The organism is Kitasatospora sp. NPDC101157, from assembly GCF_044768255.1.
In the GTDB taxonomy this organism is placed as follows: Bacteria; Actinomycetota; Actinomycetes; order Streptomycetales; family Streptomycetaceae; genus Kitasatospora.
This window is the reverse complement of the sequence record NZ_JBIWPL010000005.1, coordinates 283,072-306,835: the sequence shown is the minus strand read 5'-3', so window position 1 is coordinate 306,835 and position 23,764 is coordinate 283,072. Positions and strand designations below refer to the sequence as shown.

Annotated in this window: 27 protein-coding genes and 1 pseudogene; 16 read left to right on the top strand and 12 right to left on the bottom strand. The window is 71.9% G+C overall.

Annotation, left to right across the window (positions count from 1 at the left end; genetic code table 11):
• Nucleotides 1-375 precede the first annotated feature (375 nt).
• Nucleotides 376-2,619: a heavy metal translocating P-type ATPase gene (locus ACIRVF_RS13975; protein ID WP_402816515.1), complete on the bottom strand. Its 2,244-nt coding sequence runs from the start codon at nt 2,617-2,619 to the stop codon at nt 376-378.
• Between the two features lie 279 nt (nt 2,620-2,898).
• Here ACIRVF_RS13975 and ACIRVF_RS13970 point away from each other — a divergent pair, with 279 nt between their 5' ends.
• Both ACIRVF_RS13970 and ACIRVF_RS13965 read left to right on the top strand, forming a co-directional pair.
• Entirely contained in the window at nt 2,899-3,021 is a 123-nt protein-coding gene (locus ACIRVF_RS13970) for a hypothetical protein (RefSeq protein ID WP_402816845.1), read from the top strand.
• Nucleotides 3,022-3,053: 32 nt separating this feature from the next.
• Complete coding sequence (locus tag ACIRVF_RS13965) at nt 3,054-3,995, top strand: hypothetical protein (protein ID WP_402816514.1); 942 nt, start codon at nt 3,054-3,056, stop codon at nt 3,993-3,995.
• Nucleotides 3,996-4,069: 74 nt separating this feature from the next.
• Here ACIRVF_RS13965 and ACIRVF_RS13960 read toward each other — a convergent pair whose 3' ends face one another.
• On the bottom strand, nt 4,070-4,909 hold the full coding sequence (locus ACIRVF_RS13960) for an SDR family oxidoreductase (RefSeq protein ID WP_402816513.1): 840 nt from the start codon (nt 4,907-4,909) through the stop codon (nt 4,070-4,072).
• Nucleotides 4,910-5,003: 94 nt separating this feature from the next.
• On the opposite strand from ACIRVF_RS13960, the gene ACIRVF_RS13955 reads away from it, so the two are divergent.
• Entirely contained in the window at nt 5,004-5,384 is a 381-nt protein-coding gene (locus ACIRVF_RS13955) for a winged helix-turn-helix transcriptional regulator (protein ID WP_402816512.1), read from the top strand.
• A gap of 9 nt (nt 5,385-5,393) precedes the next feature.
• On the opposite strand, the gene ACIRVF_RS13950 is transcribed toward ACIRVF_RS13955, so the two are convergent.
• Nucleotides 5,394-6,200: an alpha/beta fold hydrolase gene (locus tag ACIRVF_RS13950; protein ID WP_402816511.1), complete on the bottom strand. Its 807-nt coding sequence runs from the start codon at nt 6,198-6,200 to the stop codon at nt 5,394-5,396.
• Nucleotides 6,201-6,278: 78 nt separating this feature from the next.
• Between ACIRVF_RS13950 and ACIRVF_RS13945 the strand changes: the two genes are divergently transcribed.
• Nucleotides 6,279-6,629, top strand: coding sequence for a hypothetical protein (locus tag ACIRVF_RS13945; RefSeq protein ID WP_402816510.1), 351 nt, complete (start codon nt 6,279-6,281; stop codon nt 6,627-6,629).
• A gap of 364 nt (nt 6,630-6,993) precedes the next feature.
• Here ACIRVF_RS13945 and ACIRVF_RS13940 read toward each other — a convergent pair whose 3' ends face one another.
• From ACIRVF_RS13940 to ACIRVF_RS13925, 4 genes are all read right to left on the bottom strand, one after another.
• Nucleotides 6,994-7,467 (bottom strand): hypothetical protein, encoded by a 474-nt coding sequence (locus ACIRVF_RS13940; RefSeq protein WP_402816509.1) that lies wholly within the window; start codon nt 7,465-7,467, stop codon nt 6,994-6,996.
• A 123-nt stretch (nt 7,468-7,590) separates the two neighbouring features.
• Complete coding sequence (locus tag ACIRVF_RS13935) at nt 7,591-7,788, bottom strand: hypothetical protein (RefSeq protein WP_402816508.1); 198 nt, start codon at nt 7,786-7,788, stop codon at nt 7,591-7,593.
• Entirely contained in the window at nt 7,785-8,066 is a 282-nt protein-coding gene (locus tag ACIRVF_RS13930) for a hypothetical protein (RefSeq protein WP_402816507.1), read from the bottom strand. The genes ACIRVF_RS13935 and ACIRVF_RS13930 overlap by 4 nt, the downstream gene beginning before the upstream one ends.
• Nucleotides 8,063-8,497 (bottom strand): ATP-binding protein, encoded by a 435-nt coding sequence (locus ACIRVF_RS13925; protein ID WP_402816506.1) that lies wholly within the window; start codon nt 8,495-8,497, stop codon nt 8,063-8,065. The genes ACIRVF_RS13930 and ACIRVF_RS13925 overlap by 4 nt, the downstream gene beginning before the upstream one ends.
• A 237-nt stretch (nt 8,498-8,734) precedes the next feature.
• On the opposite strand from ACIRVF_RS13925, the gene ACIRVF_RS13920 reads away from it, so the two are divergent.
• The 5 genes and pseudogenes from ACIRVF_RS13920 to ACIRVF_RS13900 all read left to right on the top strand — a co-directional run.
• Nucleotides 8,735-9,592, top strand: a complete 858-nt coding sequence (locus tag ACIRVF_RS13920; protein WP_402816505.1) for a helix-turn-helix domain-containing protein — start codon at nt 8,735-8,737, stop codon at nt 9,590-9,592.
• A gap of 28 nt (nt 9,593-9,620) precedes the next feature.
• Complete coding sequence (locus ACIRVF_RS13915; protein ID WP_402816504.1) at nt 9,621-9,833, top strand: DUF397 domain-containing protein; 213 nt, start codon at nt 9,621-9,623, stop codon at nt 9,831-9,833.
• Between the two features lie 77 nt (nt 9,834-9,910).
• Nucleotides 9,911-11,122, top strand: a complete 1,212-nt coding sequence (locus ACIRVF_RS13910; protein ID WP_402816503.1) for a hypothetical protein — start codon at nt 9,911-9,913, stop codon at nt 11,120-11,122.
• Entirely contained in the window at nt 11,106-11,876 is a 771-nt protein-coding gene (locus tag ACIRVF_RS13905) for a hypothetical protein (protein WP_402816502.1), read from the top strand. Before ACIRVF_RS13910 ends, ACIRVF_RS13905 begins: the two co-directional genes overlap by 17 nt.
• Nucleotides 11,877-12,057: 181 nt before the next feature.
• Nucleotides 12,058-12,351, top strand: a pseudogene (locus ACIRVF_RS13900) (helix-turn-helix transcriptional regulator); the annotation flags it as partial.
• A gap of 43 nt (nt 12,352-12,394) precedes the next feature.
• Here the strand turns inward: ACIRVF_RS13900 and ACIRVF_RS13895 are convergent.
• Nucleotides 12,395-13,597, bottom strand: coding sequence for a permease (locus ACIRVF_RS13895; protein ID WP_402816501.1), 1,203 nt, complete (start codon nt 13,595-13,597; stop codon nt 12,395-12,397).
• A 404-nt stretch (nt 13,598-14,001) separates the two neighbouring features.
• Here ACIRVF_RS13895 and ACIRVF_RS13890 point away from each other — a divergent pair, with 404 nt between their 5' ends.
• Both ACIRVF_RS13890 and ACIRVF_RS13885 read left to right on the top strand, forming a co-directional pair.
• Complete coding sequence (locus ACIRVF_RS13890; RefSeq protein ID WP_402816500.1) at nt 14,002-14,316, top strand: heavy-metal-associated domain-containing protein; 315 nt, start codon at nt 14,002-14,004, stop codon at nt 14,314-14,316.
• A 107-nt stretch (nt 14,317-14,423) separates the two neighbouring features.
• Complete coding sequence (locus tag ACIRVF_RS13885; protein ID WP_030290512.1) at nt 14,424-14,705, top strand: metal-sensitive transcriptional regulator; 282 nt, start codon at nt 14,424-14,426, stop codon at nt 14,703-14,705.
• Between the two features lie 91 nt (nt 14,706-14,796).
• Here the strand turns inward: ACIRVF_RS13885 and ACIRVF_RS13880 are convergent, their stop codons facing one another.
• Nucleotides 14,797-15,339: an MOSC domain-containing protein gene (locus tag ACIRVF_RS13880; protein ID WP_402816499.1), complete on the bottom strand. Its 543-nt coding sequence runs from the start codon at nt 15,337-15,339 to the stop codon at nt 14,797-14,799.
• Nucleotides 15,340-15,438: 99 nt separating this feature from the next.
• Nucleotides 15,439-15,870, bottom strand: coding sequence for a DUF4345 domain-containing protein (locus ACIRVF_RS13875; protein ID WP_402816498.1), 432 nt, complete (start codon nt 15,868-15,870; stop codon nt 15,439-15,441).
• A 131-nt stretch (nt 15,871-16,001) separates the two neighbouring features.
• Here ACIRVF_RS13875 and ACIRVF_RS13870 point away from each other — a divergent pair, with 131 nt between their 5' ends.
• Together ACIRVF_RS13870 and ACIRVF_RS13865 are read left to right on the top strand one after the other, a co-directional pair.
• A complete protein-coding gene (locus tag ACIRVF_RS13870; protein ID WP_402816497.1) occupies nt 16,002-16,619 on the top strand; it encodes a TetR/AcrR family transcriptional regulator in 618 nt (205 codons plus the stop codon).
• Between the two features lie 131 nt (nt 16,620-16,750).
• A complete protein-coding gene (locus tag ACIRVF_RS13865; RefSeq protein WP_402816496.1) occupies nt 16,751-17,977 on the top strand; it encodes a cytochrome P450 in 1,227 nt (408 codons plus the stop codon).
• Between the two features lie 45 nt (nt 17,978-18,022).
• Here ACIRVF_RS13865 and ACIRVF_RS13860 read toward each other — a convergent pair whose 3' ends face one another.
• Nucleotides 18,023-19,222, bottom strand: a complete 1,200-nt coding sequence (locus tag ACIRVF_RS13860; RefSeq protein ID WP_402816495.1) for a Dyp-type peroxidase — start codon at nt 19,220-19,222, stop codon at nt 18,023-18,025.
• A gap of 31 nt (nt 19,223-19,253) precedes the next feature.
• On the opposite strand from ACIRVF_RS13860, the gene ACIRVF_RS13855 reads away from it, so the two are divergent.
• Nucleotides 19,254-20,630, top strand: coding sequence for a right-handed parallel beta-helix repeat-containing protein (locus tag ACIRVF_RS13855; RefSeq protein ID WP_402816494.1), 1,377 nt, complete (start codon nt 19,254-19,256; stop codon nt 20,628-20,630).
• A gap of 128 nt (nt 20,631-20,758) precedes the next feature.
• Here ACIRVF_RS13855 and ACIRVF_RS13850 read toward each other — a convergent pair whose 3' ends face one another.
• Nucleotides 20,759-21,232 (bottom strand): MarR family winged helix-turn-helix transcriptional regulator, encoded by a 474-nt coding sequence (locus ACIRVF_RS13850; protein ID WP_402816493.1) that lies wholly within the window; start codon nt 21,230-21,232, stop codon nt 20,759-20,761.
• A 203-nt stretch (nt 21,233-21,435) separates the two neighbouring features.
• Here ACIRVF_RS13850 and ACIRVF_RS13845 point away from each other — a divergent pair, with 203 nt between their 5' ends.
• Both ACIRVF_RS13845 and ACIRVF_RS13840 read left to right on the top strand, forming a co-directional pair.
• The gene (locus ACIRVF_RS13845; RefSeq protein ID WP_402816492.1) at nt 21,436-22,632 is read left to right on the top strand and encodes an MFS transporter; all 1,197 of its coding nucleotides are present in this window, start codon (nt 21,436-21,438) and stop codon (nt 22,630-22,632) included.
• 36 nt (nt 22,633-22,668) lie between these two features.
• The gene (locus ACIRVF_RS13840) at nt 22,669-23,499 is read left to right on the top strand and encodes an aldo/keto reductase (protein ID WP_402816491.1); all 831 of its coding nucleotides are present in this window, start codon (nt 22,669-22,671) and stop codon (nt 23,497-23,499) included.
• Nucleotides 23,500-23,764 lie beyond the last annotated feature (265 nt).

Sequence of the window (23,764 nt, the reverse complement as noted above, 5' to 3'; positions counted from 1 at the left end):
GTGGCGGGGGTCGGCCGTACGGGGCCTGCCGGATGAGCAGGGCACCGGCCCGACGGCACGAGAACCTAAGGCAGGGAAGCCTTGCCTAACAAGTTTCGGAGCGTCATATCTCGGTCCGGTCGCGGAAGGGTAGGACTTCGGTGAGTGCTACCCCAAGTACAGGCAAAACGATGCCCGATTACGGGCACAAGGGGCGGAACGGCATGTTCCGGTCTCAATGCCGCCACTACTGTGCGTGACACTCACAGGTTCAGCCGGGCGCACCGAGGCCCCGGAACCGGGCGGGCGGTTCCGGGGCCTGGGGCCGTTGGCGGCGAGCGCCGAGCGCCGAGCGGCGAGCGGCGAGCGGTGGCGGTGGCGCTGGCGGTGCGCCGCTCAGCGGAAGCGGCGCAGCCGCAGGCTGTTGCCGACCACGAAGACCGAGGAGAAGGCCATGGCCGCCCCCGCGATCATCGGGTTGAGCATCCCGGCCGCCGCCAGCGGCAGGGCGGCGACGTTGTAGCCGAACGCCCAGAACAGGTTGCTCTTGATGGTGCCGAGGGTCTTGCGGGAGAGCCGGATGGCGTCCGCCGCGGCCAGCAGGTCACCGCGGACCAGCGTCAGGTCGCCCGCCTCGATCGCGGCGTCCGTCCCGGTGCCCATCGCCAGGCCCAGGTCGGCCTGGGCGAGCGCGGCCGCGTCATTGACGCCGTCGCCGACCATCGCCACGACCTTGCCCTCGGCCTGCAGCCGCTTGACGGTGTCGACCTTGTCCTGCGGCATGACCTCGGCGATCACGTGCTCCGGTGCGATGCCGACCTCGGCGGCGACCGCCTCGGCGACCAGCCTGTTGTCACCGGTGAGCAGCACCGGGGTCAGGCCCAGCGCCCGCAGCTCGGCGATGGCCTCGGCGCTGGTCGGCTTGACCGCGTCGGCGACCTCCAGCACGGCCCGCGCCTCGCCGTCCCAGCCGACCGCGATCGCGGTGCGCCCGGCCGACTCGGCCCTGCGCTTGGCCTCGGCCAGGGACTCCGGAAGGTACTGGGACCACTCGTTGAGCAGCGCCTCCCGGCCGGCCACCACCGCGTGGCCGTCCACCACGCCCTGGACGCCCAGGCCGGGGACGTTCTCGAAGCCCTCGACGGCGGGCAGTTCGCCGGCCTTGGCGGCGGCGGTGGCGATCGCCCGGGCGATCGGGTGCTCGGAGGCGTGCTCCAGGGCGCCGGCCAGGCGCAGCACCTCGGCCTCGGTGACGCCCTCGACGGCGTGGACGGCCAGCAGGGTCATCTGACCGGTGGTGACGGTGCCGGTCTTGTCCAGCACGATGGTGTCGACCTTGCGGGTGGACTCCAGTACCTCGGGGCCCTTGATCAGCACACCCAGCTGGGCGCCGCGGCCGGTGCCGACCAGCAGGGCGGTCGGGGTGGCCAGGCCGAGGGCGCACGGGCAGGCGATGATCAGCACGGCGACGGCTGCCGTGAAGGCGGCGGTCCAGCCCTCGCCGGTGCCCAGCCAGTAGCCGAGGGTGGCGACGGCGAGGGTGATGACGATCGGCACGAAGACGGCGGAGATCCGGTCGGCCAGGCGCTGGGCGGCGGCCTTGCCGTTCTGCGCGTCCTCGACCAGCTTGGCCATCCGGGACAGCTGGGTGTCCGCGCCGACCCGGGTCGCTTGGACGACCAGCCGGCCGCCCGCGTTGACGGTGGCGCCGGTGACGCTGTCGCCGACCCCGACCTCGACCGGCACCGACTCGCCGGTCAGCATCGAGGCGTCGACGGCCGAGGCGCCCTCGACCACGGTGCCGTCGGTGGCGATCTTCTCGCCCGGCCGCACCACGAAGCGGTCGCCCACGGCGAGTTCGGCGATCGGAATCCGCACCTCGGCTCCGCCGCGCAGCACCGTCACGTCCTTGGCGCCCAGTTCCAGCAGCGCCTTGAGAGCGGCTCCGGCGGTGCGCTTGGAGCGGGCCTCGAAGTAGCGCCCGGCCAGGATGAAGGCGGTGACGCCGGCCGCCGCCTCCAGGTAGATGTTGGAGGCGCCGTCGCTGCGGCCGATGGTGAACTCGAAACCGTGCCGCATGCCGGGCATCCCGGCGTCGCCGAAGAACAGCGCCCACAGGGACCACAGGAACGCGGCGCCCGCACCGAGCGAGACCAGGGTGTCCATCGTCGCGGCGCCGTGCCGGGCGTTGGTGAACGCTGCCCGGTGGAACGGCCAGGCGGCGTAGGTGACGACCGGGGCGGCGAGGGTCAGCGAGAGCCACTGCCAGTTGTCGAACTGGAGGGCCGGCACCATCGCCATCGCGATCACCGGGACGGCCAGGACCAGCGCGGTGAACAGCCGCCGGCGCAGCGGGGCCAGCTCGTCGGCGGGCTCGGCCGGGTCGGCGGCACCGCTCTCGGCCGCCGGGGGCCTGGGCAGGGCGGCGGTGTAGCCGGTGGCCTCGACGGTGGCGACCAGGTCGGCGACCTCCACCTCGCCCTCGAAGGTGACCTTCGCCTTCTCGGTGGCGTAGTTGACGCTGGCCGAGACGCCGTCCATCCGGTTGAGCTTCTTCTCGATGCGGGCCGCGCACGAGGCGCACGTCATTCCGCCGATCGAGAGTTCCACCTCCGTGGAGGCGGGTGCCTGCGTGGTCATCGTTGCTCCTCGTGACTGTCGGTACTTCGAGGTTCGTGCGAGGTACGTCCGCGGCCGGGCCGTCATACCCATAGGGGGTATTGGGCGATGCCGGGTTCATTTATACCCCTGGGGGGTACAGCCCGCAAGCCCCTCGCTGATACCCCCACGGGGTATTTTCCGCAGCGGCCGCCCGCTTGACGTCATACCCCCACGGGGTATTCACTCCCACCGACACGTACTGCATCGACACGCTGACCCAGGGTCTCGGCCGCCACCAAGGCCCTCCAGTCCGTCGCCCTGCATCTGCTCGACACCCACCTCGCCCACTGCGTCCAGGACGCCATCGCCAGCGGCGGCGCCGAGGCCGACGCCGAGGTCGCCGAGGCCTCGCAGGCCATCGCCCGCCTGATGCAAACCTGAGCCCTTCACTTCCCACGCCCGAGGAGACCGCAATGAACACCCCGCTGCGCATCACCGCCTTCACCGCCGGCCTCGCCGCCGCCTTCGGCCTCGCCCTCGGCGTCGGCCACGCGACCGGCAGCGACCCGGCGCCCAAGCCGGCGTCCCACGCCGGGCGCGACGGCGCCGCCCCCGCGGACGGCCACGGCGACCACACCGGCGAACACGCAGGACACGACACCGGAGGCGGACCGGCCGCCGAGCACCTGCCCGGCGGGCTGCAGATCTCCGAACGCGGCTACACCCTGAGCGTCGACAGCCCCTTCGTCACCGCCGGCTCCCCCACCGACCTGAAGTTCCGCATCCTCGGCGCGGACGGCAAGCCCGTCACCGCCTACCAGCAGCAGCACGAGAAGGAACTCCACCTGATCGTCGCCCCGCGCGACCTCTCCACCTTCCAGCACCTCCACCCGACCCTGGCCGCCGACGGCACCTGGAGCGCCCCCACCGCCGTCCCCGCCGCCGGGGAGTACCGGGTCTTCGCCGACTTCACCCCGGCCGGCGCCGCCGAGGGCCTGACCCTCGGCGCCGACCTCCACGCCGCGGGCGACCTGCGCCCCGCCCCCCTGCCCGAGACCGGACGGACCGTCACCGTCGACGGCTACACCGTCACCCTCGGCGGCGACCTCACCCCCGGCCGCAGCAACCACCTCACCCTGAGCGTCGGCAAGGACGGCGCCCCCGTCACCGACCTCCAGCCCTACCTGGGCGCCTACGGCCACCTGGTCGCCCTGCGCGCCGGCGACCTGGCCTACCTCCACGTCCACCCGGACACCACCACCCCGGGGCCGGAGATCGGCTTCACCACCACCGCCCCCAGCGGCGGGAGCTACCGGCTCTTCCTGGACTTCGAGCACCAGGACACCGTCCACACCGCCGCGTTCACCGTGACGGCCGACGGCACCGCCGCTCCGGCGACCGGGGACCAGCACTGATCACCCCCGTACGGAAGGTGCCGGGCGATCCCCTGCGGACCGCCCGGCACCCTTGCCACGACCCACCCGTCCGGTCAGCGGAACGCGGCGACGTTGCGCACGGCCCAGTCGGCGAACGGACGGGGAGCCCGGCCGAGCACCCGCCGCACGTCCGGGCTGACCCGCAGTTCGGCCGGACCGGGGGCGCCGAGGATGTCCAGGGTGTCGTCGGCGAGTTCGGCCGGCATGCTCCGGCTCATGGCGGCCCTGGCCTCCTCGCGGGTGAGCTCGTGGAAGGCCACCGGCGAGCCCAGCGCGGCGGCGAGGGCCTCCGCCTGCTGCCGCGGAGTGATCACCTCCGGGCCGGTCAGCTCGTACGCGGCACCCGCGTGCCGGTCGTCCAGCAGGCAGGCCGCCGCGACCTCGGCGATGTCCGCCGGGTCGATGACCGGCACGCCGACGTCGCCGAAGGGCGCGGCCACGAGCCGCTGGGCACGGACGGACTCGGCCCACCACAGGGCGTTGGAGGCGAAGCCGCCCGGCCGCAGGATCGCCCACTCCAGGCCGGAGTCCCGCAGCACGTCCTCCAGCCCGCGCATCGCGATCCGGGTCGCGCCGAAGGGCCTGGTCACCACTCCCTGGGTGGAGAGCAGCACGACCCGGCGGACCCCGGCGGCCGCGGCCTCGCCGATGAGGTCGGCGGGGCGGGCGGCCTGGCTGTGCAGGTCCCCGGACAGCAGCAGGAACAGCGCCTCCGCCCCGCGCAGGACGGGCGCGAGATCGCCCGGCCGGGCCAGATCGGCCACCACGTGGCGCACGCCGTCCGGCACCGCCGCCCGGTGCCGCGACACCGCCGTCACCTGCCGTCCCGCCTCGGCCAGCGCCTGCGTCAACGGCCGGCCGATGTTTCCGGTGGCTCCGGTCACCACGATCATGATCAGCTCCTTGTATCGGATGCGTTTCGTGGTGCCGACGCTAGGTCTTCGGGCTAACTTTTCGTAAGGACATACCTTTACGTAAGCTCATGTCATGACAGAAGGCTTGCAGCGCACACAGGTTGAGCCGGGGCGCCGGTATGACGTGTTTCACACCGACTGCCCCGCCCGTGACGTGGTCGATCACGTGACCAGCAGGTGGGGCATCTGGGTGCTGATCTCCCTGCGCCGTGGCGACCTCCGGTTCTACGAGCTCCGCGAGAGCGTCCACGGCGTCAGCGAGAAGATGCTCTCCCAGACGCTGCGCACACTCGTCCGGGACGGCCTGGTCCGGCGCGAGGTCGAGCCGACGACGCCACCCCAGGTCACCTACGGCCTCACCGACTTCGGCCGGGACGCCGCCGAACCGCTGACGGACCTGTTCGACCGGATCACCCGGTGGCTCCCGCCACGCACGGCGGCAGCCTCCGGGTGAGGCCGACGGTCACGGACGGAGAACCCGCACCGCCGTGTCCCGGATGCTGTCGGCGAGGGCCCCGGGAGCGGTGATGTGGGCGGCGTGCCCCTGCCCGGCGAGCGTGACGACCCGCGCATCCGGCAGGACCGCCGCCAGGTCGGCCAGGCGTTCGCGCAGATGGGCAGGGCTGAGCTCGCCCTCGACCAGCGTCGTCGGCGTCCCGAGCGTCGCGAAGCGGTCGATCCCGACGCCGAGCGCGTCGATCGCCTCGTCCTCCGCGATCTGCGCCGCCGCGTACAGGGACAGCGCCGCCCGCATCTGCGGGTCGGCGAACACGGCGTCGACCACACCCCCGGGCACGCGGACGATGTCCCGCATGTGGATCCGCATCGCCTCCATCGGATCGCCTCCGTCGAGCGCGGCACGGGCCCGGACGCCTGCCGCCCCCGCGATCAACTCCCGAGTGGGCAGCGGAGGTTCGTAGAGCCACAGCCCGGCGAACGCCGACGGGCGCAGCAGGGCGGCCTCCAGCGCGGCGACGGCGCCGGAGGAGTGCCCCACGAGCAGCACGGGGGAACCCAGGACTTCCGCGACGGCGGCGACATCGGCGGCCTCGACGGCCATCGAGTGCGGCAGGGCGATGTCGGCCGGGGAGGCGTAGATCCGTCGGCGGATCCGGACGACCCGGAAGCCGTCAGCAAGGTGGCGGACGACGCCGCCCCAGGTCGTCGCACCGCCGCCCCCGGGATGCACCACCAACAGGGTCGGTCCGGATCCGTCGACGAGCGCGGTGATGGGGTGGCCGCCGTCGGACGGCACGAGGATCTCGGTCATGCACGCCAGCTTGGCGGAGGCCGCTCACACCGCACCGGCAGGCCGCTCACACCCCACCGGTAGCCGTAGGCTCCGGGCATGCGCCACACCCTGACCGACCTTGCCCGCTGCCTCTGGGGCGACGAGTACGGACCGACACCCGCGTGCGACGCGCCGTGGCAGCACGAGGAGTCCTACTTCACCGAGTTGCTGACCTTCGCCGGCCCGGACGAGATCCTGGCCATGCTGCGGGCCCTCTGCCCCCACGTGGTCGACGGCTACCTCCCGGTGTGGGTCCGCAACCTCGCCCACCGGCTGCTCCTCCTCCAGCGCCCCGACGACCCGGCCCTGCTGCGCGAGGCCGCCAACAGCCTCTACTCCCACGGCCCCGACTGGGACGACATCGCGGAGGAGCTGACCGGACGCGCCGACGTCCTCGAAGCCGGATGAGACCGGACGCAGGTCAGTCCGTGGCCTTGGGGTGGCCGGTGCCCGCGTAGGTGATCCAGACCGTTCGGTTGGCGTCATCGATCAGGTACCAGATGCGTCCGCCGCCCGTGACCTCGTACTGCCATCGCTCCAAGGCCTGTCCCTTGAACGTAGCGGCACCGAGCTCGCCCCTGAGCCGGTGCTGACGGTCGGCGTTGCTGGCCGCGCACGGCGCCGCGCGGATCCTCTCGAAGGCGCGGCGCAGGTTGCCTGCTGCCTGGCGTGCCAGTTGCTCCCAGCCCTCGGCCGCATCGGAGCTGGCGAATCGAAGGTCATACTCGTCACCGGTCGGGGGCGGCGCGGCCCGGTCCCCCCCTCTTCGGGCTCACTCGGCCGCCTCGGGCATGGGCACTGGCCCGAAGTCTCCGTCGGACTCGCGGGTGAGGACGGCGTACAGCGCTGGGTCCGCATAGATCTCGGCGCTGTGCTTCCACTGCGTGAGCAGCAACGCGATCGGAGCAAGGTTGTCCAGTGCCACTGCACCCCGAGCGGTGTCGACCAGTTCGGTGAGCAGGGTGTCGACATCCCCCTCCGGCAGGAACGTGACCCATGGCAGGGCTTCAGGCAGTGCCTGTCGCAGAGCGTCGATGTTCTCGGTACGCACCAGCCCCGCGAGCAGGCGAGAGGTGAAGTCCACCACGGTGGCGTCGCGCTCCATCTGCTCAATGCGCATCAAGGCAAGGTCTCCCGCGTCGCGTCTCCTGAGTCGGAGCGCGCGGACGGCATCGAGCCGGCGCGTCGTCGCCGCCGGGTGGTGGAGAAGTTCGCTGAAAGGCACGTCCTCGTAGGCCACAGTCATAACATCCACAGTAGTTCGGATGTCGCCCGAGAGCAGCGCGAATCCAGTGAAATCCCAGCAGCAGCCGCGGTGGCCACGGCCGGTGCGCCGGGCGATCCGCGTCGGATCGCCCGGCGCTTTGGCTCATCCGGCCGGGTGGCGGGCGGCTTGCCGGAGCACGGCGCGGAGGAGGGCCTCGGCGTTGCCCGGGGTGGCCGCCCAGAACTGCATCTCGGTGTGGGCGGATCGGCGGCGGGGACTCAGGGCGCGGACCGGGCGGGAGAACTGGGCACTGAGGCACCACCACATCTCGATGCGGGCCCAGGTGAGACGCCCGCTCACTCGGGGTCCGTCACGCGCAGGTGGATCGGGTGGGCGGACTCGACGCCGATGTAGGCGATCGCGCGCACCGCGCCGAACTCGACCAGCTGGTGGGCGATCCGGGCGGCGGAGGCGTCGCTGAAGAGGTCGGCGAGGTAGGCGGCCTGGTCGTCGTCCAGCGGGAGCCGGGCGAGGCTGGCGCGGATGGCGCCGAGGGCGTCGGTGAGCCTGGTGAAGGTGGCGGGCTCGGTGATGCCCTTGATCTCGACCGAGACGGGGAAGGGGAGTTCGGCACTCACTGCGCGTCGCCCCCTTCGAGCAGCGCCCACATCACCTTGCCGATGCCACCGGGACGCGGACAGCAGCCCCAGCTCGCGGCGAGCTGGGAGACGAGCCAGAGGCCACGGCCCGTCTCGGCCTCTTCGGTGGCGGGGTGCGCCGCGGGCTGGTTGGCGTCGGCGTCGTGCACCTCGATGCGGAGCGAGTCGGGGCGCAGCGAGAACCGGATGAAGACGAGCCGCCCCGGCGGGGTCCTGGCGTGGAGGACGGAGTTGGCGACGAACTCGCCGAGCACCAACTCGCCGTCGTCGAGGAAGCGTTCGCCTTCGGCCTGTTTGGCGAGGAAGGTTCGGAGCAGCCGCCGGGCGAAGCCGGCGGACTTGTGGTGCCTGGGCAACCACCACGAGAAGTCGAGCGGAGGGGCGGGCGGCTTCTCCAACATTCCGGGCATGGCAGGGCCTCCGGGGGTGCGGTGGGAGAGATGGCGATCCCGAGGGCGGCGAGAGGCATGGGAATGCCCGAGCGAAGATCCGCCAGGATCACGCTGCGTGTTGAAAGGAACCACACTGCGTAGTGTGACCTGGCGCTCGTGCATCTCGCAACATGAAGTCTGCAATTTGCATCTAGACGCCTCCAAGCCCGACGATCCGTCACAATGCATGCTGGACAGGCGCAGAGAGGATCGAGCATGAGCGACGGACCAAGGCCGACAGTGCGCGGCCGCCGACTGGGCTCGGAGCTTCGACGGCTCCGAGAGTTCGCGGACAAGTCCACGGAGGAGGCCGCGGCGGCCCTCAAGTGCTCCCGAGCGAAGATCAGCCGGATAGAGACCGGCTCTGTGGGCATCCGGCGCTTGGATCTCGGGATTCTGATCGATTTCTACGGCATCACCGATCCGTCGGAGAGGGAAGCTCTCGAAACGCTCGCCCGGGAGAGCAAGAAGCGCGGCTGGTGGCACGACTACGGCGACACGATCCCAGCCCAGTATGCGGACTTCCTCTACCTGGAAGGCGATGCCAGGTATATCCAAACCTGGCAACCTCTCGTCCTGCCTGGCCTGTTGCAGACGGAGGACTACGCCCGCGCCTTGCTCGCGGCGAATCCTGCCGCCGTCCGCCCCGAACGCATCGAGCAACTGGTCAAGGTGCGGATGGAGCGCAAGGACGTCCTGGCCAAGTCAGACCCCGCACGCTTCTGGGCAATCATCTGGGAACCTGCTCTTCGGTGCCCGGTCGGCGGGCTCGACGTACAGCGCGAGCAGCTGAACTACCTCGTCGAGGCCGCGCAGCGCCCAAACGTCACATTGCAGGTTGTGCCGCTCAGCGTCGGCGCTCTCGCCGGAGCGTGCGGCGCGTTCGTGATGTTCGGATTCACAGATTCGCCGACTCCGGGGACGGTGTTCCTTGAGACCCTGACCAGCAGCCACTACCTGGAGCAGGAAGCGGAGCTCGACGGCTACGGACTCGTCTTCGACTACCTGCGATCATCGGCCCTGAATCCGGCCCAGTCGATCGATATGATCACCGCCATCGCATCGGAACCGTGAGTTCGAGATCAGACAAGAGGGTGAGCAGATGACGACGCCGGAGATCTCCGCTCGTGAGTGGCACAAGAGCAGCTACAGCGCACAGGCAAACGACTGCATAGAGACCAGGCTCGTCGTCAGCAACGGGCATCTGGCCGTCCGCGACTCGAAGGACCCCCAGGGACCCGCTCTGGCCTTCCCCGCCGACGCCTGGACGGCCTTCGTCGCCGCCATCAAGACCGGCGAACTCCCCATCATCTGACCCTCTTGCGCGAGAAGTCGACCGACCCGACTTCTCGCGCAACTACTCCCCGGGCAGCGAACGGCAGGTAGCGCTCGATGTACACAACTGACCTCACCGAAGCCCGCATCCACGATGCGGGCAACGTCCTGGTGGCGCCTCCGATCCCGCCGCTCAGGGACTTCTTCGGGTCCGTGATCACGCCGGAGGACCTTGCCTCCTCCTCGCCCGACCTTGCGCAGAAGACCGTCTACCTGTGCGGCGACATATCCCGGATCAACGCCCGCCAACTACACGCAGCCGACCGCGTGTTCGTCATCCGCGATCTGTCCCACAACCACACCGACGCCCCCTGGCCCCTCGTCGACCTCGGGCGAGTCCCCATCCGCGTCGCCGGCGCCGGCGTCTACTACCGCCGCTTCTTCGACCCCGACGCCGATCACTTCCACCGGATCCGGGCCGAGCACGAGTTCCAGTCCCTCACTGAGTCCACCAAGCCCGGGTCGGCCCACCGCAGCGGCATCTACCTCACCCCCGTCACTCGCACCGGTGACGACGAGCTGCACTTCCGCCTGCTCCGCTGCTCCACCAACCTCTCGGGCCCGACCGAGAACTTCGGCCCGACCGACACCCGGATCGTCGACGCCCTGAACCGCGAGGCCGCCACCGTCTTCCGGGACCACGCCCCTCTCAACCACGTCCTCGCCCAGACCTACCACAACACCCATGCCACGCCCGAGCGCAAGCAGTCCAAGGCCAAGATCTCCTCCCACGCCGACAAGACCAAGGACATGCCCGCCAACGGCATCATGGCCTTCTGCACCTTCTACGACCGCCTCGACGGTCTCCAGCCCCTGGCCGAAGACCCCTTCGACCACGGCGCGAAGAACTCCAGCGCGCTCACCAGGCTCCACTTCCGGCTCAAGGACTCAGCCGCGGAACTCCACGGGGACGCACTCCCCTCGCAGTTCGCCCTGACCCTCTATCCCGGCTCCGTGTTCTTCGTGCCGCTGTCCACCAACCGCCTCTATACCCACGAGATCCGGCCCTCGGCGCTGGACGCCGAGCTGCTCCCGACCCGCCTCGGATACGTCGTGCGCTGCTCGAACACCGAAGCCGTCCACAAGGACGGCCGGACGTTCCTCAAGTCGGCCGGGGACCTCGTCGAGCTGGAGCCCCCCACCCAGGCCGGGATGGACGCGCTGCGCGGGCTGTACGCCGAGGAGAACCGCAGCTCGTCCTTCATCGACTACGGCAACCGGTTCCTCTTCAGCATGAACACGGGAGACTACCTTGCCCCCCGCGCCTAGCTTCCCGGCCGGGATCCGCTCCTACGCCCTGCCCTCCGAGGAGAACCTCTTCGCGGAACTGTCCGCCTCGGCCCGCTTGGAAGACCTGGGAAAGGGCCGCCGAGGCGCCACCCTCACCAGGGTCGACGCCACGGGCGGCGTACCCCTGGTCCGCACCACCACCCGGTACTCCACCCCGACCCAACGCTTCCGGGCGGTGCACGAACGGCTGGCGGACCGGATCCAGCAGCACGCGGCGCTCCCCCTCGCCTTCGACAACGCCCTCATCGAGAGTTACACCAACGCCTACACGACCATGGGCAGCCATTCCGACCAGGCGCTCGATCTGGCCGACGGCTCGTTCATCGCCGTCTTCTCCTGCTACCAGCACCCCGGAGCGACCCCGCCCAGGAAGCTGATCGTCGAGTCGAAGGAGTCCGGCGGCGAGAGGTTCGAGATTCCCCTCACCCACCACGGCTTCGTCACCTTCTCCATCGACTCGAACCGACGGCTCCGGCACAGGATCGTCCTGGACAAGCCCGTCCCGACGACCGACAACACCTGGCTGGGCCTGACCTTCCGCACCTCGAAGACCCTGATCCGCTTCCGCGACGGACACCCGTACCTCCCGCAGGGCGCCCGCCTCACCTCGGCCGACGACGACCAGCGGCGCGAGTTCTACCGACTGCGGCGCCGCGAGAACCAGGAAACGGACTTCACCTACCCCCCGTTGACGTACACCGTCAGCGAGAGCGACCTGCTGCCGCCCGCCTGACCCCACGCGAGCAACGGTGCGTGAGAAGTCGGCCGGGTCGACTTCTCACGCACCGAGTTCATATCGACCGGGTCTCCGCCTCGCCTCCGTGTGGCGCCCGCGTCACACCAGGGCCGCGCCGCCGTCTATCGCGAGCGTGGTGCCGGTGACGTAGCCGTTGGCCAGGACGAACAGATAGGCCGTGGAGTCTCTGGGCACCCGCGCCGGGCTGTCCCGCGCGGCGTTCGCCCGCCGCTTCGCCTCGGTGGTCGGCGAGCCGCCGCTGGCGTACCTGACCAACTGGCGGATGGCCACCGCGGCGCGCCTGCTGCTCCGATCGCCGGCCCCGCTGAGCACGATCGCGCAACACACCGGCTACACGTCGGAGTTCGCCTTCACCAAGGCTTTCAAACGACACTTCGGTTCACCGCCGGGGTCCTACCGCAAGCGACTCAGGGCGGCAGCCGACGAACCGGGCGGATCCAACGGGCGGTGAGGGCCGGGGCCGTCACCGTGTTCTCCAGGGGTTCCAACGGCCCTCAGTCGTGGCCGTGGTGGTCATGGCGGTCGTGGTGGCCCTGGTGCTCATGGTGGCCCGCGTGTTCGCCCGTGTCCGGGGCGCCGCCCATCATGCGCAGCATCGCGGCGCCGCCGGTGCGGAAGAAGCGGATGACGAGGACCGCCGCCAGCAGCAGGAAGGCGATGTTGAGCCAGGTGGTGTAGTTCCACTCGACGCCCGCCATCGGGATCTGCGCGTCCCGCTGGTCGGGCACCAGCCCCAGCCCGCCGAAGACGAACTCGACCACGTACCCGGCGGCCACCATCGCCGCGTAGAACGTGCCCAGCAGGAAGAGCGCCATCCGGGCCCCGTAGTACTTCCGGTAGATGTTGAGGATCGGCAGGATCAGCAGGTCCGCGAAGATGAACGAGACCACCCCGCCGAAGCTGATCCCGCCCTTCCACAGCACCGCCGCCAGCGGCACGTTGCCGATCGAGCAGACGAAGGACGCGATCGCGACCAGTGGCCCGACCAGCGGGCCCGAGAGCTTCGCGGCCAGCGGGTGGTCGGTGAAGAAGAAGGCCTGCCAGAACGAGTCCGGGACCCACGCCGCGATGGCGCCCGCGATCAGCAGGCCGATCACCAGGTCCTTGAGGATCGCCGCCCACTCCATCACGAAGACGTGCGACACCGAGGTGACGCCCCGGCGGGAGAGCAGGCGGCGCACGAAGGAGCCGGACCCCGTCACCGACATGTCCATCGCGGCGTGCCCCTCCATCGACCCGGCCCGCCCGAACTCGGCCTGCTCGCGCGCCTCCTGGAGCTGCCGATCCCGCAGCAGCAGGCGGAAGAGCAGCGCCAACAGCAGGATCATCACGGGTCCGCCGACGAACTCCGCCGCCGTGAACTGCCACCCCAGCAACAGGGCCAGGATGACGCCGAGTTCGACCACCAGGTTCGTGGAGGCGATCTCGAAGGCCATCGCCGCCGTGAAGTTCGCGCCCTTGCGGAACAGCGAGCGCGCCAGCGCGACGGCCGCGTACGAGCAGGAGGACGAGGCCGCGCCGAGCGCGGAGGCGACGGCCAGGGTGCGCGGCCGGTCGTCACCGAGCAGCCGCACCACCGTGGACTTGCGCACCACCGCCTGCACGACGGCCGAGAGCAGGAAGCCGAGGATCAGCGCCCAGGTGATCGCCCAGGTCATCGATCCGGCGATGGACAGTGCGTGCAGGATCGCGTGCATGTGGTGGTCCGCCTTCCTCGGTTCCCGGAGCCGGAGCGTCCGACCATATACCTATACGGGGTATTCAGGAGGCGTGACGCGCTGACACCGCGTTCAGGAACCGTGACGGGAGCGGCTGCGGGACTCCTCCAGCGCCGTGGCGGCCGGCCCGAGCAGGGCGGTCGGAACGCGGGCGTTCACGGTCGGGGCTCCTTCCGGAAGGCACTGGCGCTGATCGCACTGGGGCCGCCGGCGCCCCACCTGCTCAGCTGCGGGCCGACCCCGGGCTGAACACCGCGGCACCGGGCCCGGGTTCGCCGCCACCCTTCCGGTTACCCTGGGGGGGTATGGTATTTTCTGAAGCGAAGCAGCCGCCCGGGACCGTTCCGGAAGGCGCCGCACGCACCGACGACAGGGAGCACACCATGAGCGAGACCACCGTCACCGTCGAGTCGTCCTCCACCGAGGGCTCCTGCTGCGGCTCGTGCGGGACCGCCGCCGCCGAGGCCCCCGCCACCGCCGCCGAGCGAGCCGTCTTCCAGGTGAAGGGCATGACCTGCGGCCACTGCGTCAGTTCGGTGACCGCCGAGCTGAAGAAGGTCGCCGGCGTCACCGAGGTCGCGGTCGACCTCGCCACCGGCCGGGTCACCGTCGACAGCGCCGCGCCGCTGGCCGACACCGACGTCGCCGCCGCCGTCGACGAGGCCGGCTACGACCTGATCGGCCGAATCGGCGCCTGACCGCCCGTCGGCCCGGACGGCACCCCCGGACGTCCGGGCCGGCTCCCCTCCCACCGCGCCCCGGTAGAGTGAGGGAACTCCTCACCGCACAGGAACCGGAGACGGCCATGGCCAGCTACAGCCCCCACAAGGACGACTTCCTCAAGCGGCTCCGCCGCATCGAGGGCCAGATCCGCGGCCTGCAGCGCATGGTCGAGCAGGACACCTACTGCATCGACGTCCTCACCCAGGTCTCCGCCGCCAGCCGCGCCCTCCAGTCCTTCGCGCTGCAACTCCTGGACGAGCACATCGAATGCTGCGTCCGCGACGCCATCGCCGAGGGCGGCCAGGAGGCCAACGCCAAGATCCGCGAGGCCAACCAGGCCATCGCCCGGCTGGTCCGCTCCTGAACCACGGCGGCGGCGCACGCACGAAGAGGCCATCCGGTCACGGCCGGACGGCCTCTTCCATGTACGGGGTGGGGGTATCAGCCCACAGGTGTCAGACCCGGTCGAGCGGCCGGTGCGGCCCCTCCGGCAGTTCCACGGTGATCGCGTCACCGGGCCGCACCGGGCCGCCCGCGCGCACCACGCCCATGACCCCGGCCCGCCGCACCAGCGTGCCGTCCGGGGCTCGCGAGACGACCTGCTTCAGCAGCCCCGCCCGGTAGTTCTCGATCTGCACGCACGGGTTGCGCAGGCCGGTGACCTCCACCTCCGCCTCGGGCCCGATCCGCAGCACCGCGCCGACCGGCAGCCCGAGCAGGTCCACGCCCTCGGTGGTGATGTTCTCGCCGAGCGCCCCCGGCGCCACGTCGAAGCCGGACTCGGCGAGTTCGGTGAACAGTTCGCTGTGGATGAGGTGCACCTGGCGCAGGTTGGGCACGGTCGGGTCCTGGGCGACGCGCGAGCGGTGCTTGACCGTCACCCCGGCGTGCACGTCGCCCTCGACCCCGAGCCCGGCGAGCAGCGTGATGCCGCTCCGGTTCGGCTTGCTGAACGAGTACTCGGCGTTGCTGCTGACTGCCACCACGGTGCCGCTCACGCGCTTCGGACCCTTCTCGTGGACGTAGGTTCGACCCGTACCGGAGCCTAGTCGGTCTTCCGGGCCGGACTCACGCCGCGCCCCTCAGGCCCGCGCCCCTCAGGCCCGGGCCGCCCGCTCGCCCGTCCGCCCCGCCTGCCCAGCTGAACGCCCGTGCGCCCACTCGTCCGCGGCGGCGAGCCAGAAGTACACCGGCGGCAGCCCGAGTTCGATCCCCATCAGCACCAGCTGGAACCAGTGCGGCCGCCCGTCCACTGCGATCGCCAGCACCCGGCCGAGCCCGCCCAGCAGGAACACCGCCGTCAGCCACCGCACCCCCCACGCGGGCACCGGCCGCTGCCGGACGGCCCAGATCCAGGCCGCGCCGTACCCGGCGAAGATCGCGCCCATGAAGCGGCCGAAGCTGTCGACCGTCGGCCCGGCGTCCGTGATCCCGGGAAGTGCGGCGTTCCCGCCGAGCAGGTGGAGGAGGCCGATCGCCACGCAGGCGACCCCCATGGTCCACCCGAGTACCCGCAGTGCCTTCGCCATGACCGACCACTCCGCTCGTCGTCCGATCGACCGTCAGGTGCCGGGGGACCGGCTCCTTGGTTGACACACGTCTACCAAGCCCCACCAAGCTAGCGCCCACTGGTAGACACGTGTCAAGTAACCTGTCCGGCATGTCAGTCCACGAACGCCGCCGACGCCTCTCCCCCGGCGAACGCCGCGCCCAGCTGCTCGCCGTCGGCGCCAGGGCCTTCGCCGCCCGGCCGTACGAGGAGGTGCTGATGGAGGAGGTCGCCGAGCAGGCCGGGGTCTCCCGCGCGCTGCTCTACCGGCACTTCGCGAGCAAGCACGAGCTGTTCGCGGCGGTCCACCGGCAGGCCTCGGACGACCTCCTGGCCAGGACCAGGTTGGACCCGGCGGACAGCCTCGTCGAGCAGTTGGTCGAGGGCATGGACGCCCACCTCGACTACTTCATCGCCAACCGGCACACCGTGCTGGCCGCCAACCGGGTCCTGGCCGGGGACCCGGTGATCCAGACCATCATCACCGAGGAGCTGGACGCCCTGCGCGGCCGACTGCTCACCGTGCTCCCGCTCGCCGACGAGGAGACCCGGCTCGCCGTGTCCCAAGTGCTGCGCAGCTGGCTGGTGTTCGTCCGGGTACTGGTCGTGGACTGGCTGACCGAGCCCGGCTGCAGCCGAACCGAGCTGCGCGACGCCTGCATCGGCGCCGTGCTGGGCGCGCTGCGGCCGCTGCTGCCGGTCGACCCGGCGCCCGAGTGGGGGCACTGAGACCGCGCGGAGCGTTCGGGGGCGTACCATCGGGCCGAAACGGGAAAAGCACCTGAAAGAGTCCAATTCCCTCAGAAAATATGACAGTTGGATGCCCGTGTCCCGCAGAGCCGCCGACCCCGAAGGGTTCCATGTCCTCCGCCGCACCCGACACCGACGCCGGAACCGTCGCCCCGCCGCCCCCGCGCCGGCTCCCGCCGCTCCACCGGCTCTCCGTCACCCCCGCCCAGCCGCCGCACCCGGCCACCCTCCCGGACGGCACCCCGGCCTGGCTCGTCACCCGCTACCACGACGTCCGTCAGGTCCTCGGCGACCCCCGCCTCACCCGGACCGACCTGCACGAGGTCGGCACCGCGGGCAGCACCGCCGACGTCGCCGCCAACCCGGCCTCGCTGTTCAACCAGGACGGCCCCGCCCACCGCCGGCTGCGCGGCACCGTCCAGAAGGCCTTCACCCCACGGGCGATCGCCGGCTGGCAGCCCTGGGTCGCGGCCGCCGTCCAGCAGGCCGTGGACGCGCTGGTCGCCGCCGGGCCCCCCGCCGACCTGGTCACCGCCTTCACCCGCCCGGTGCCCTTTACCGTCACCACCCGGCTGATGGGGCTCGACGGCGACGGCCCCGACCACCTGGACGAGCGACGGCTGCGGCGCTGGACCCTCGCCCTGCTCGCCCAGGGCGGCGAACCGGCCGCGGACCACACCGAGGCGCTGGCCGAATTCACCGCCTTCACCGAGGAGTTGATCGAGCGCCGACGGCGTTCGCCCGGGCCCGACCTGGTCAGCCGGCTGGTCCGGGCCGCCGACCAGGACGGCGGCATCCCCCCGGACGCCCTCGCCTTCCTCGTCCTCGGACTCACCGCCAGCGGCAACGAGAGCGTCACCGGCGCCCTCGGCAACGCCCTGGCCTATCTGCTCGGCGAACGCCCCGAGCACTGGCCCCGCCTGGCCGACCCCGGCGTCACCGAGCACACCGCCGAACGCCTGCTGCACTTCATCCCGCTCGGCGACGACGAGGCCACCGTCCGCCGTGCCACCGCCGCGGTCGAGGTCGGCGGCGTCACCATCCCGGCCGGCGCCGTCGTCGCCGCGAGCCTCGGCAGCGCCAACCGGGACCCCGCCGTCCACCCCGAAGGACTCGACGCCGACCTCGCCCGCCCGCTCGACGCCCCGACCCTCGCCTTCAGCGCCGGACCGCACTACTGCATCGGCGCCTGGCGGGTCCGCCTCGAACTGCGCGAGGCGCTCCAGCGCCTGGCCACCGCCCTGCCCGGGCTGCGCCTGACCGTCCCGATCGACGGCCTCGACTGGCAGCTGGGCACCACCACCCGCAGCCCGGCCGCGCTCCCGGTCAGCTGGTGAGCCCCCACGCCCCGGAGCAGCCGCGCCCCCGTCCCCTCCACCGCGTCACGCCCACAGCCCCTCACCCAGCACGCCGCCCTCCCGCGCCCCCGGCAGCACGTACGCCACCGCCGAGGCCGTGTGCACCAGGAACGGGTTGAGCGCGTCCTTGGCCGCCAGCCGGTTCTGCACCCTGGTGAACTGCTCCGGGTCCCGCACGAAGGCGCAGAACAGCAGGCCCCGGTCGTCCGGGCCGTCGTCGTAGCTGTACCCCCGCCGCAGCATCCGGGCCCCGGAGTCGAGCCGGGGGCTGGAGAGGCGGACGTGGGCGCTGTTGGGGATGACGTACGAGCCGTCCGGGTTCTTGGCGTAGATGTCCGGGTCGTCGTGCTCGGCCGTGCCGGTCAGCGGGGCACCGTCGGTGAGCCGGCGCCCCATGGCCAGGTCGCGGCGGTCCTCGGGCAGGGCGGCGAAGGCCGCGGTGTCCATCCGGATCCGGCGGTAGACCAGCACGGTGCCGTGCTCGTACGGGCCGGGCGGACCCCAGACCCACTGCTGCGCCTCCGTGGCGTCCGGGTTGGCGGTGCCGTCCTTGTAGCCGAAGAGGTTGCGCGGTGTGGTGCCCGCCGGGGTGCGGGGCAGGAAGCCGGGCTGGGTCCACCGCACCGTCCCGCCCGCCGATCGGGCGGCCGCGGCGAGGAGTTCGGCGACCACGGTCAGCGGCCAGCGGTCGGCGGCGCACAGCTGTACCACCAAGTCCCCGCCGCCGCGCGCCGGATCGAGCCGGTCCCCCGGGAAGGCCGGGAGCTCCGCCAGGGCCGGCGGAACGTTCAGTCCGAGCCGGGCCGCGAGACCCGGCCCCACCCCGACCAGGCTGCTCAACCGCGCCGGCTCACCGCCCTGGAGGCGCGGATCGGCGGAGGTCCCGCCCGCCGCCTCGGCCAGCAACCGGGTCAACTCCCCCAGCAGGGAACGCAGTGCGGCCCGCCCGTCCGAGGTGGCGGCGGGCGCCAGGTCGAGGGCCAGCAGCAGCGTGGCCGGCTGCTGAGGAGCCGTCACCCCGGCCTGCCGCTCACCGTGGAAGGCCACCGCGGGCACGGCTGGAGGCGGCGGCGACACCGCGGGCCGTCCACGCCCCAGCGCCACGACCCCCGCGCCGACCCCGGCGGCCAGCACCGCACCGCCGCCCGCGATCAGTGCCCTGCGGCCCACGCCGTTCCTGACGGCCTCCGGCTGTTCCTGCGCCTTTCCGGTTTCGGCATGCATGACCGACATTGGAGACGATAGAACACCCCGTATGCAACTTTTGACCGTTCGTCAACTCGAATGCGAAGCACCGACCCGCCGCCGCAGGAGCGCGGCCCGCGCCCTTTCCGCCCTGTTGACCGCCGCCGCCCTCGCCCTCACCCCCGTCCTGACCGGCTGCTCCTCCGCCACCGCCCCCTCCTCCGACGCCCACCACCCGGACGGCACGGTCGTCCGCGTCCCGCAGGACTTCCCGTCCGTCCAGAAGGCCGTGGACGTGGCCCGCGAGGGCGACACCGTGCTGGTCTCCCCCGGGACGTACCGGGAGAGCGTGCGGATCACCAAGCCCCGGATCGTGCTGCGCGGCACCGACCGCAACACGGTGGTCCTGGACGGCGGCGTCCGGCTGGTCAACGGCGTCACCGTGACCGGCCCCGGGTCGGTGGTGGAGAACCTCACCGTGCACGGCTACCTCGCCAACGGCGTGCTGTTCACCGGCGTCACCGACGAGAAGCTGCAGCAGCGCGGCGCCGGCGGCTCCGCCTACAACCCGCTGGACACCACCCGCTTCCCCGCCCTCCAGGGCTTCCGGGCGACCAGGGTCACCACCTACGACAACGGGCTGTACGGCATCTACGCCTTCGACGCCCGGGCCGGGATCGTCGAGGCCTCCTACGCCTCCGGCGGCGCCGACTCCGGCATCTACGTCGGCCAGTGCAAGCCCTGCGACACCCTGGTCCGCGGCAACACCGTCGAACGCAACGCGGTCGGCATCGAGATCACCAACGCCTCGGACAACCTCTACTTCCTGGGCAACCGGGTGGTCGGCAACCGGGTCGGCGTCACGGTCAACTCCAACGACCTGGAGGCCCTCGCCCCCCAGCACGGCGCCGTGATCGCCGGGAACAGCGTCACCGACAACAACGCCTCCGACACCCCCGAACAGGCCGACGGCGGCTTCGGCATCGGGATCGGGATCGGCGGCGGCACCGCCAATCGGGTCGAACGCAACCTGGTCAGGGGCAACCGCTCGGCCGGCGTCATCATCACCGACCCGCCCGGCCACCCGGCCGGTGCCAACCGGATCCAGGGCAACCGCACCGAGGGAAACGGCGCCGACCTGGTCCTCGCCTCGGCCGACCCCGGCAACTGCTTCGGCGGCAACCAGCCCGCCGTCCAGAGCCCCGACGATCTGGAGACCCTGGCCGCCTGCGATGCGCAGAGCCGCAGCCCGCTCGGCACCGGCCGCGCCGCGCCGGTCCAGGCCCCGCCCGGGATCCCCTTCAACCAGGTGCCGGCCCCGCCCGCCCAGCCGTCCCTGCCCGACCCCAACGCCCCTGCCCGTCCGGCCACGGACCTGCCCGGCCCGGTCGACCCGGACGCCTACCCGCTCCCCGCGACCGCCGACGCCGTACCCGCCGTGCGCTGAGCCGCCGACCGCGGCGTGCTCAGAACGGGCGTGCCCCCGAACGGGCGGGCCACCGCACACCGGGGCGCCGCGGACCCGCCCGGCTGCCGCCGCCCCTCCGGGCAGCACCGCTTCCCGGCCGGGGCCGTTCAGCCCCGGCGGAGCGGCGCGGGCGGGTTCACCGCCTCCACGGCCGTGACCAGCGGGGCCAGTTCGGGGTTGCGGGCGGCCTCGTCGAGGGCCTCGCGCAGCGCGGCGTCGTTGGTCGGCCGGGCCTCCTCCAGGAGCCGCAGGCCGTCCTCGCTGACGTCGGTGTAGATGCCGCGGCGGTCGGTCGGGCACAGGTAGCGGGAGAGCAGGCCGCGGTCCTCCAGTCGGGACACCAGCCGGGTGGTGGCGCTCTGGCTGAGCACGACCGCGTCGGCCACCTGCTTCATCTGGAGATGGCCGCCCTCGCCGTCGTGCTGGCGGCTGAGCACGTCGAGCAGCGAGTACTCGCGCACGCTCAGTTCGTGCTTGGACTGCAGGGCTCGCTCGATGTGCGCCTCGATCCTCCCGTAGAGGACGTAGAGGGCGGCCCATCCATTGGCGAGGGCGGTCAGCGCGGGATCCGTGGCGGTCATCGGCCCGGGTCTCCTTCCGGTGCGAGCAGGACTCCAGGATAAGCCTTGCCATGAAATATCTCCCAGGGCAGATATAACGCTTATGCAAGCACGTGTTCGCGGGTCCACCGCGCCAGGCGAATGCCCGCACTTGCACTTATGGCGCGTATGCAACTATTGTCGAGGCACGTAAGGCGCACTAGCAATCGCACGGAGGTCGCGCCATGCCCCTCGCACTTCTCGCCCTGGCCATCGGGGCCTTCGGGATCGGGACCACCGAGTTCGTGATCATGGGTCTGCTGCCCCGGATCGCGGGCGACTACGGCGTGTCCGTTCCCACCGCCGGACTGCTGGTCACCGGCTACGCGCTCGGCGTGGTGATCGGCGCCCCGCTGATGACCGTCCTGGGCACCCGGATCAGCCGCAAGACCATGCTCATGCTGCTGATGGCCCTGTTCACGCTCGGCAACCTGCTCTCCGCCGTCGCCCCGAGCTTCCCCCTGATGCTCGCCGGGCGGATCGTGACCTCGCTGGCCCACGGCGCGTTCTTCGGCATCGGCTCGGTCGTCGCCGCCGAGCTCGTCGCCCCGCAGAAGAAGGCCGGCGCCATCGCCACCATGTTCACCGGACTGACCGTCGCCAACGTCGTCGGCGTCCCACTGGGCACCTACATCGGCCAGGCCGTCGGCTGGCGCACCACCTTCACCGCCGTCGCCGCCCTCGGCCTGGTCGGCCTGCTCGGCATCGCCAGGCTCGTCCCCGCGCTGCCCCGCCCCGAGGGCGCCCACCTGCGCCGCGAGCTGACCGCCTTCCGCAACCCCCAGGTCCTGCTCGCCATGGCGATGACCGTCCTGGGCTTCGGCGGGGTCTTCGCCGCGATCACCTACATCGCCCCGATGATGACCCACGTCGCCGGCTACTCCGACGGCGCCGTCACCTGGCTGCTCGTGCTGTTCGGCGTCGGCATGTTCCTCGGCAACCTGCTCGGCGGCAGGTTCGCCGACCGGCACCTGATGCCGATGCTCTACGCCACCCTCGGCGGCCTCGCCCTCGTCCTGGCCCTGTTCACCCTCACCGCCCACAACCGGATCACCGCCGCCGCCACCATCCTGCTCGTCGGCGCCCTCGGCTTCGCCACCGTCCCTCCGCTGCAGAAGCGCGTCCTCGACCACGCCCACGGCGCCCCCACCCTCGCCTCGGCCGTCAACATCGGCGCCTTCAACCTCGGCAACGCCCTCGCGGCCTGGCTCGGCGGCATCGTGATCAGCGCCGGTCTCGGCTACACCGCCCCCAACTGGGTCGGCGCCCTCCTCGCCGTGGCCGCGCTCGTCCTCGCCCTCTGGTCCGCTGCCCTGGAGCGCAGCGACCGCACCACCGCCACCGTCCTCGACGAGGCCCCGCGGATCCCCGCCCACCGCTGAACCCTCCTCGCCACCCCCGTCGATCGAAGGAAAACCATGAGCACCCCGAACGTCCCCACCGTGAAGCTGAACAACGGCGTCGAGATCCCCCAGCTCGGCTTCGGCGTCTTCCAGGTCCCCGACGACGAGACCACCGCCGCGGTCGGCTCCGCCCTCGAAGCCGGCTACCGCAGCATCGACACCGCCGCCGCCTACGGCAACGAGCGCGGCGTCGGCCGCGCGCTGGCCGCCTCCGGCCTGCCCCGCCAGGAGCTGTTCGTCACCACCAAGCTGTGGAACGCCGACCAGGGCTACGACGCCACCCTGCGCGCCTTCGACGCCAGCCTCGCCGAGCTCGGCCTCGACCACGTCGACCTCTACCTGATCCACTGGCCCGCCCCGGACCGCGACCGCTACCTCGACACCTGGCGCGCCCTGGAGCGCCTGGCCGCCGAGGGCCGCATCCGCGCCGCCGGCGTCTCCAACTTCCAGCCCGCCCACCTGGAGCGCCTGCTGGACAACAGCGAGCTCGTCCCGGCCGTCAACCAGGTCGAGCTGCACCCCGGCCTCCAGCAGAAGGAGCTGCGCGCCTTCCACGCCCGGCACGGCATCGCCACCGAGGCGTGGAGCCCGCTCGCCCAGGGCGCCGTCCTCGACGACCCGGCCGTCACCGCCGTCGCCGAGCGCACCGGCACCTCCCCCGCCCAGGTCGTGCTGCGCTGGCACCTCCAGCTCGGCAACATCGTGATCCCCAAGTCCGTCACCCCGGCCCGGATCCGCCAGAACCTCGACGTCTTCGACTTCGAGCTCACCGAGCAGGACATGGCGGCCATCGCCGCCACCGACCGCGGCCTGCGCACCGGCCCGCACCCGGACCAGTTCAACTGACCCACCCCGACGGCCTGCCGACGGCGGCACCGAGGCCCACGCCGACGCCGAGGAGCTCTTCAGGCCTCCCCGTGACGGCCTCGACGCCCCGCACCGGACGCCGACGGCCCGACAGCCCGACAGCCCGACAGCCCGACAGCCCGTAGAACGGCCGTGGGCGGGGGGGGGGGGGGGGCCCCCCCCGCCCCCCCCCCCCCCCCCCCCCCCCCCAACCCCCCCACCCCCCCCCCCCAAACCCCCCCCGCCGCCCCAAAGGGTGGAAAAC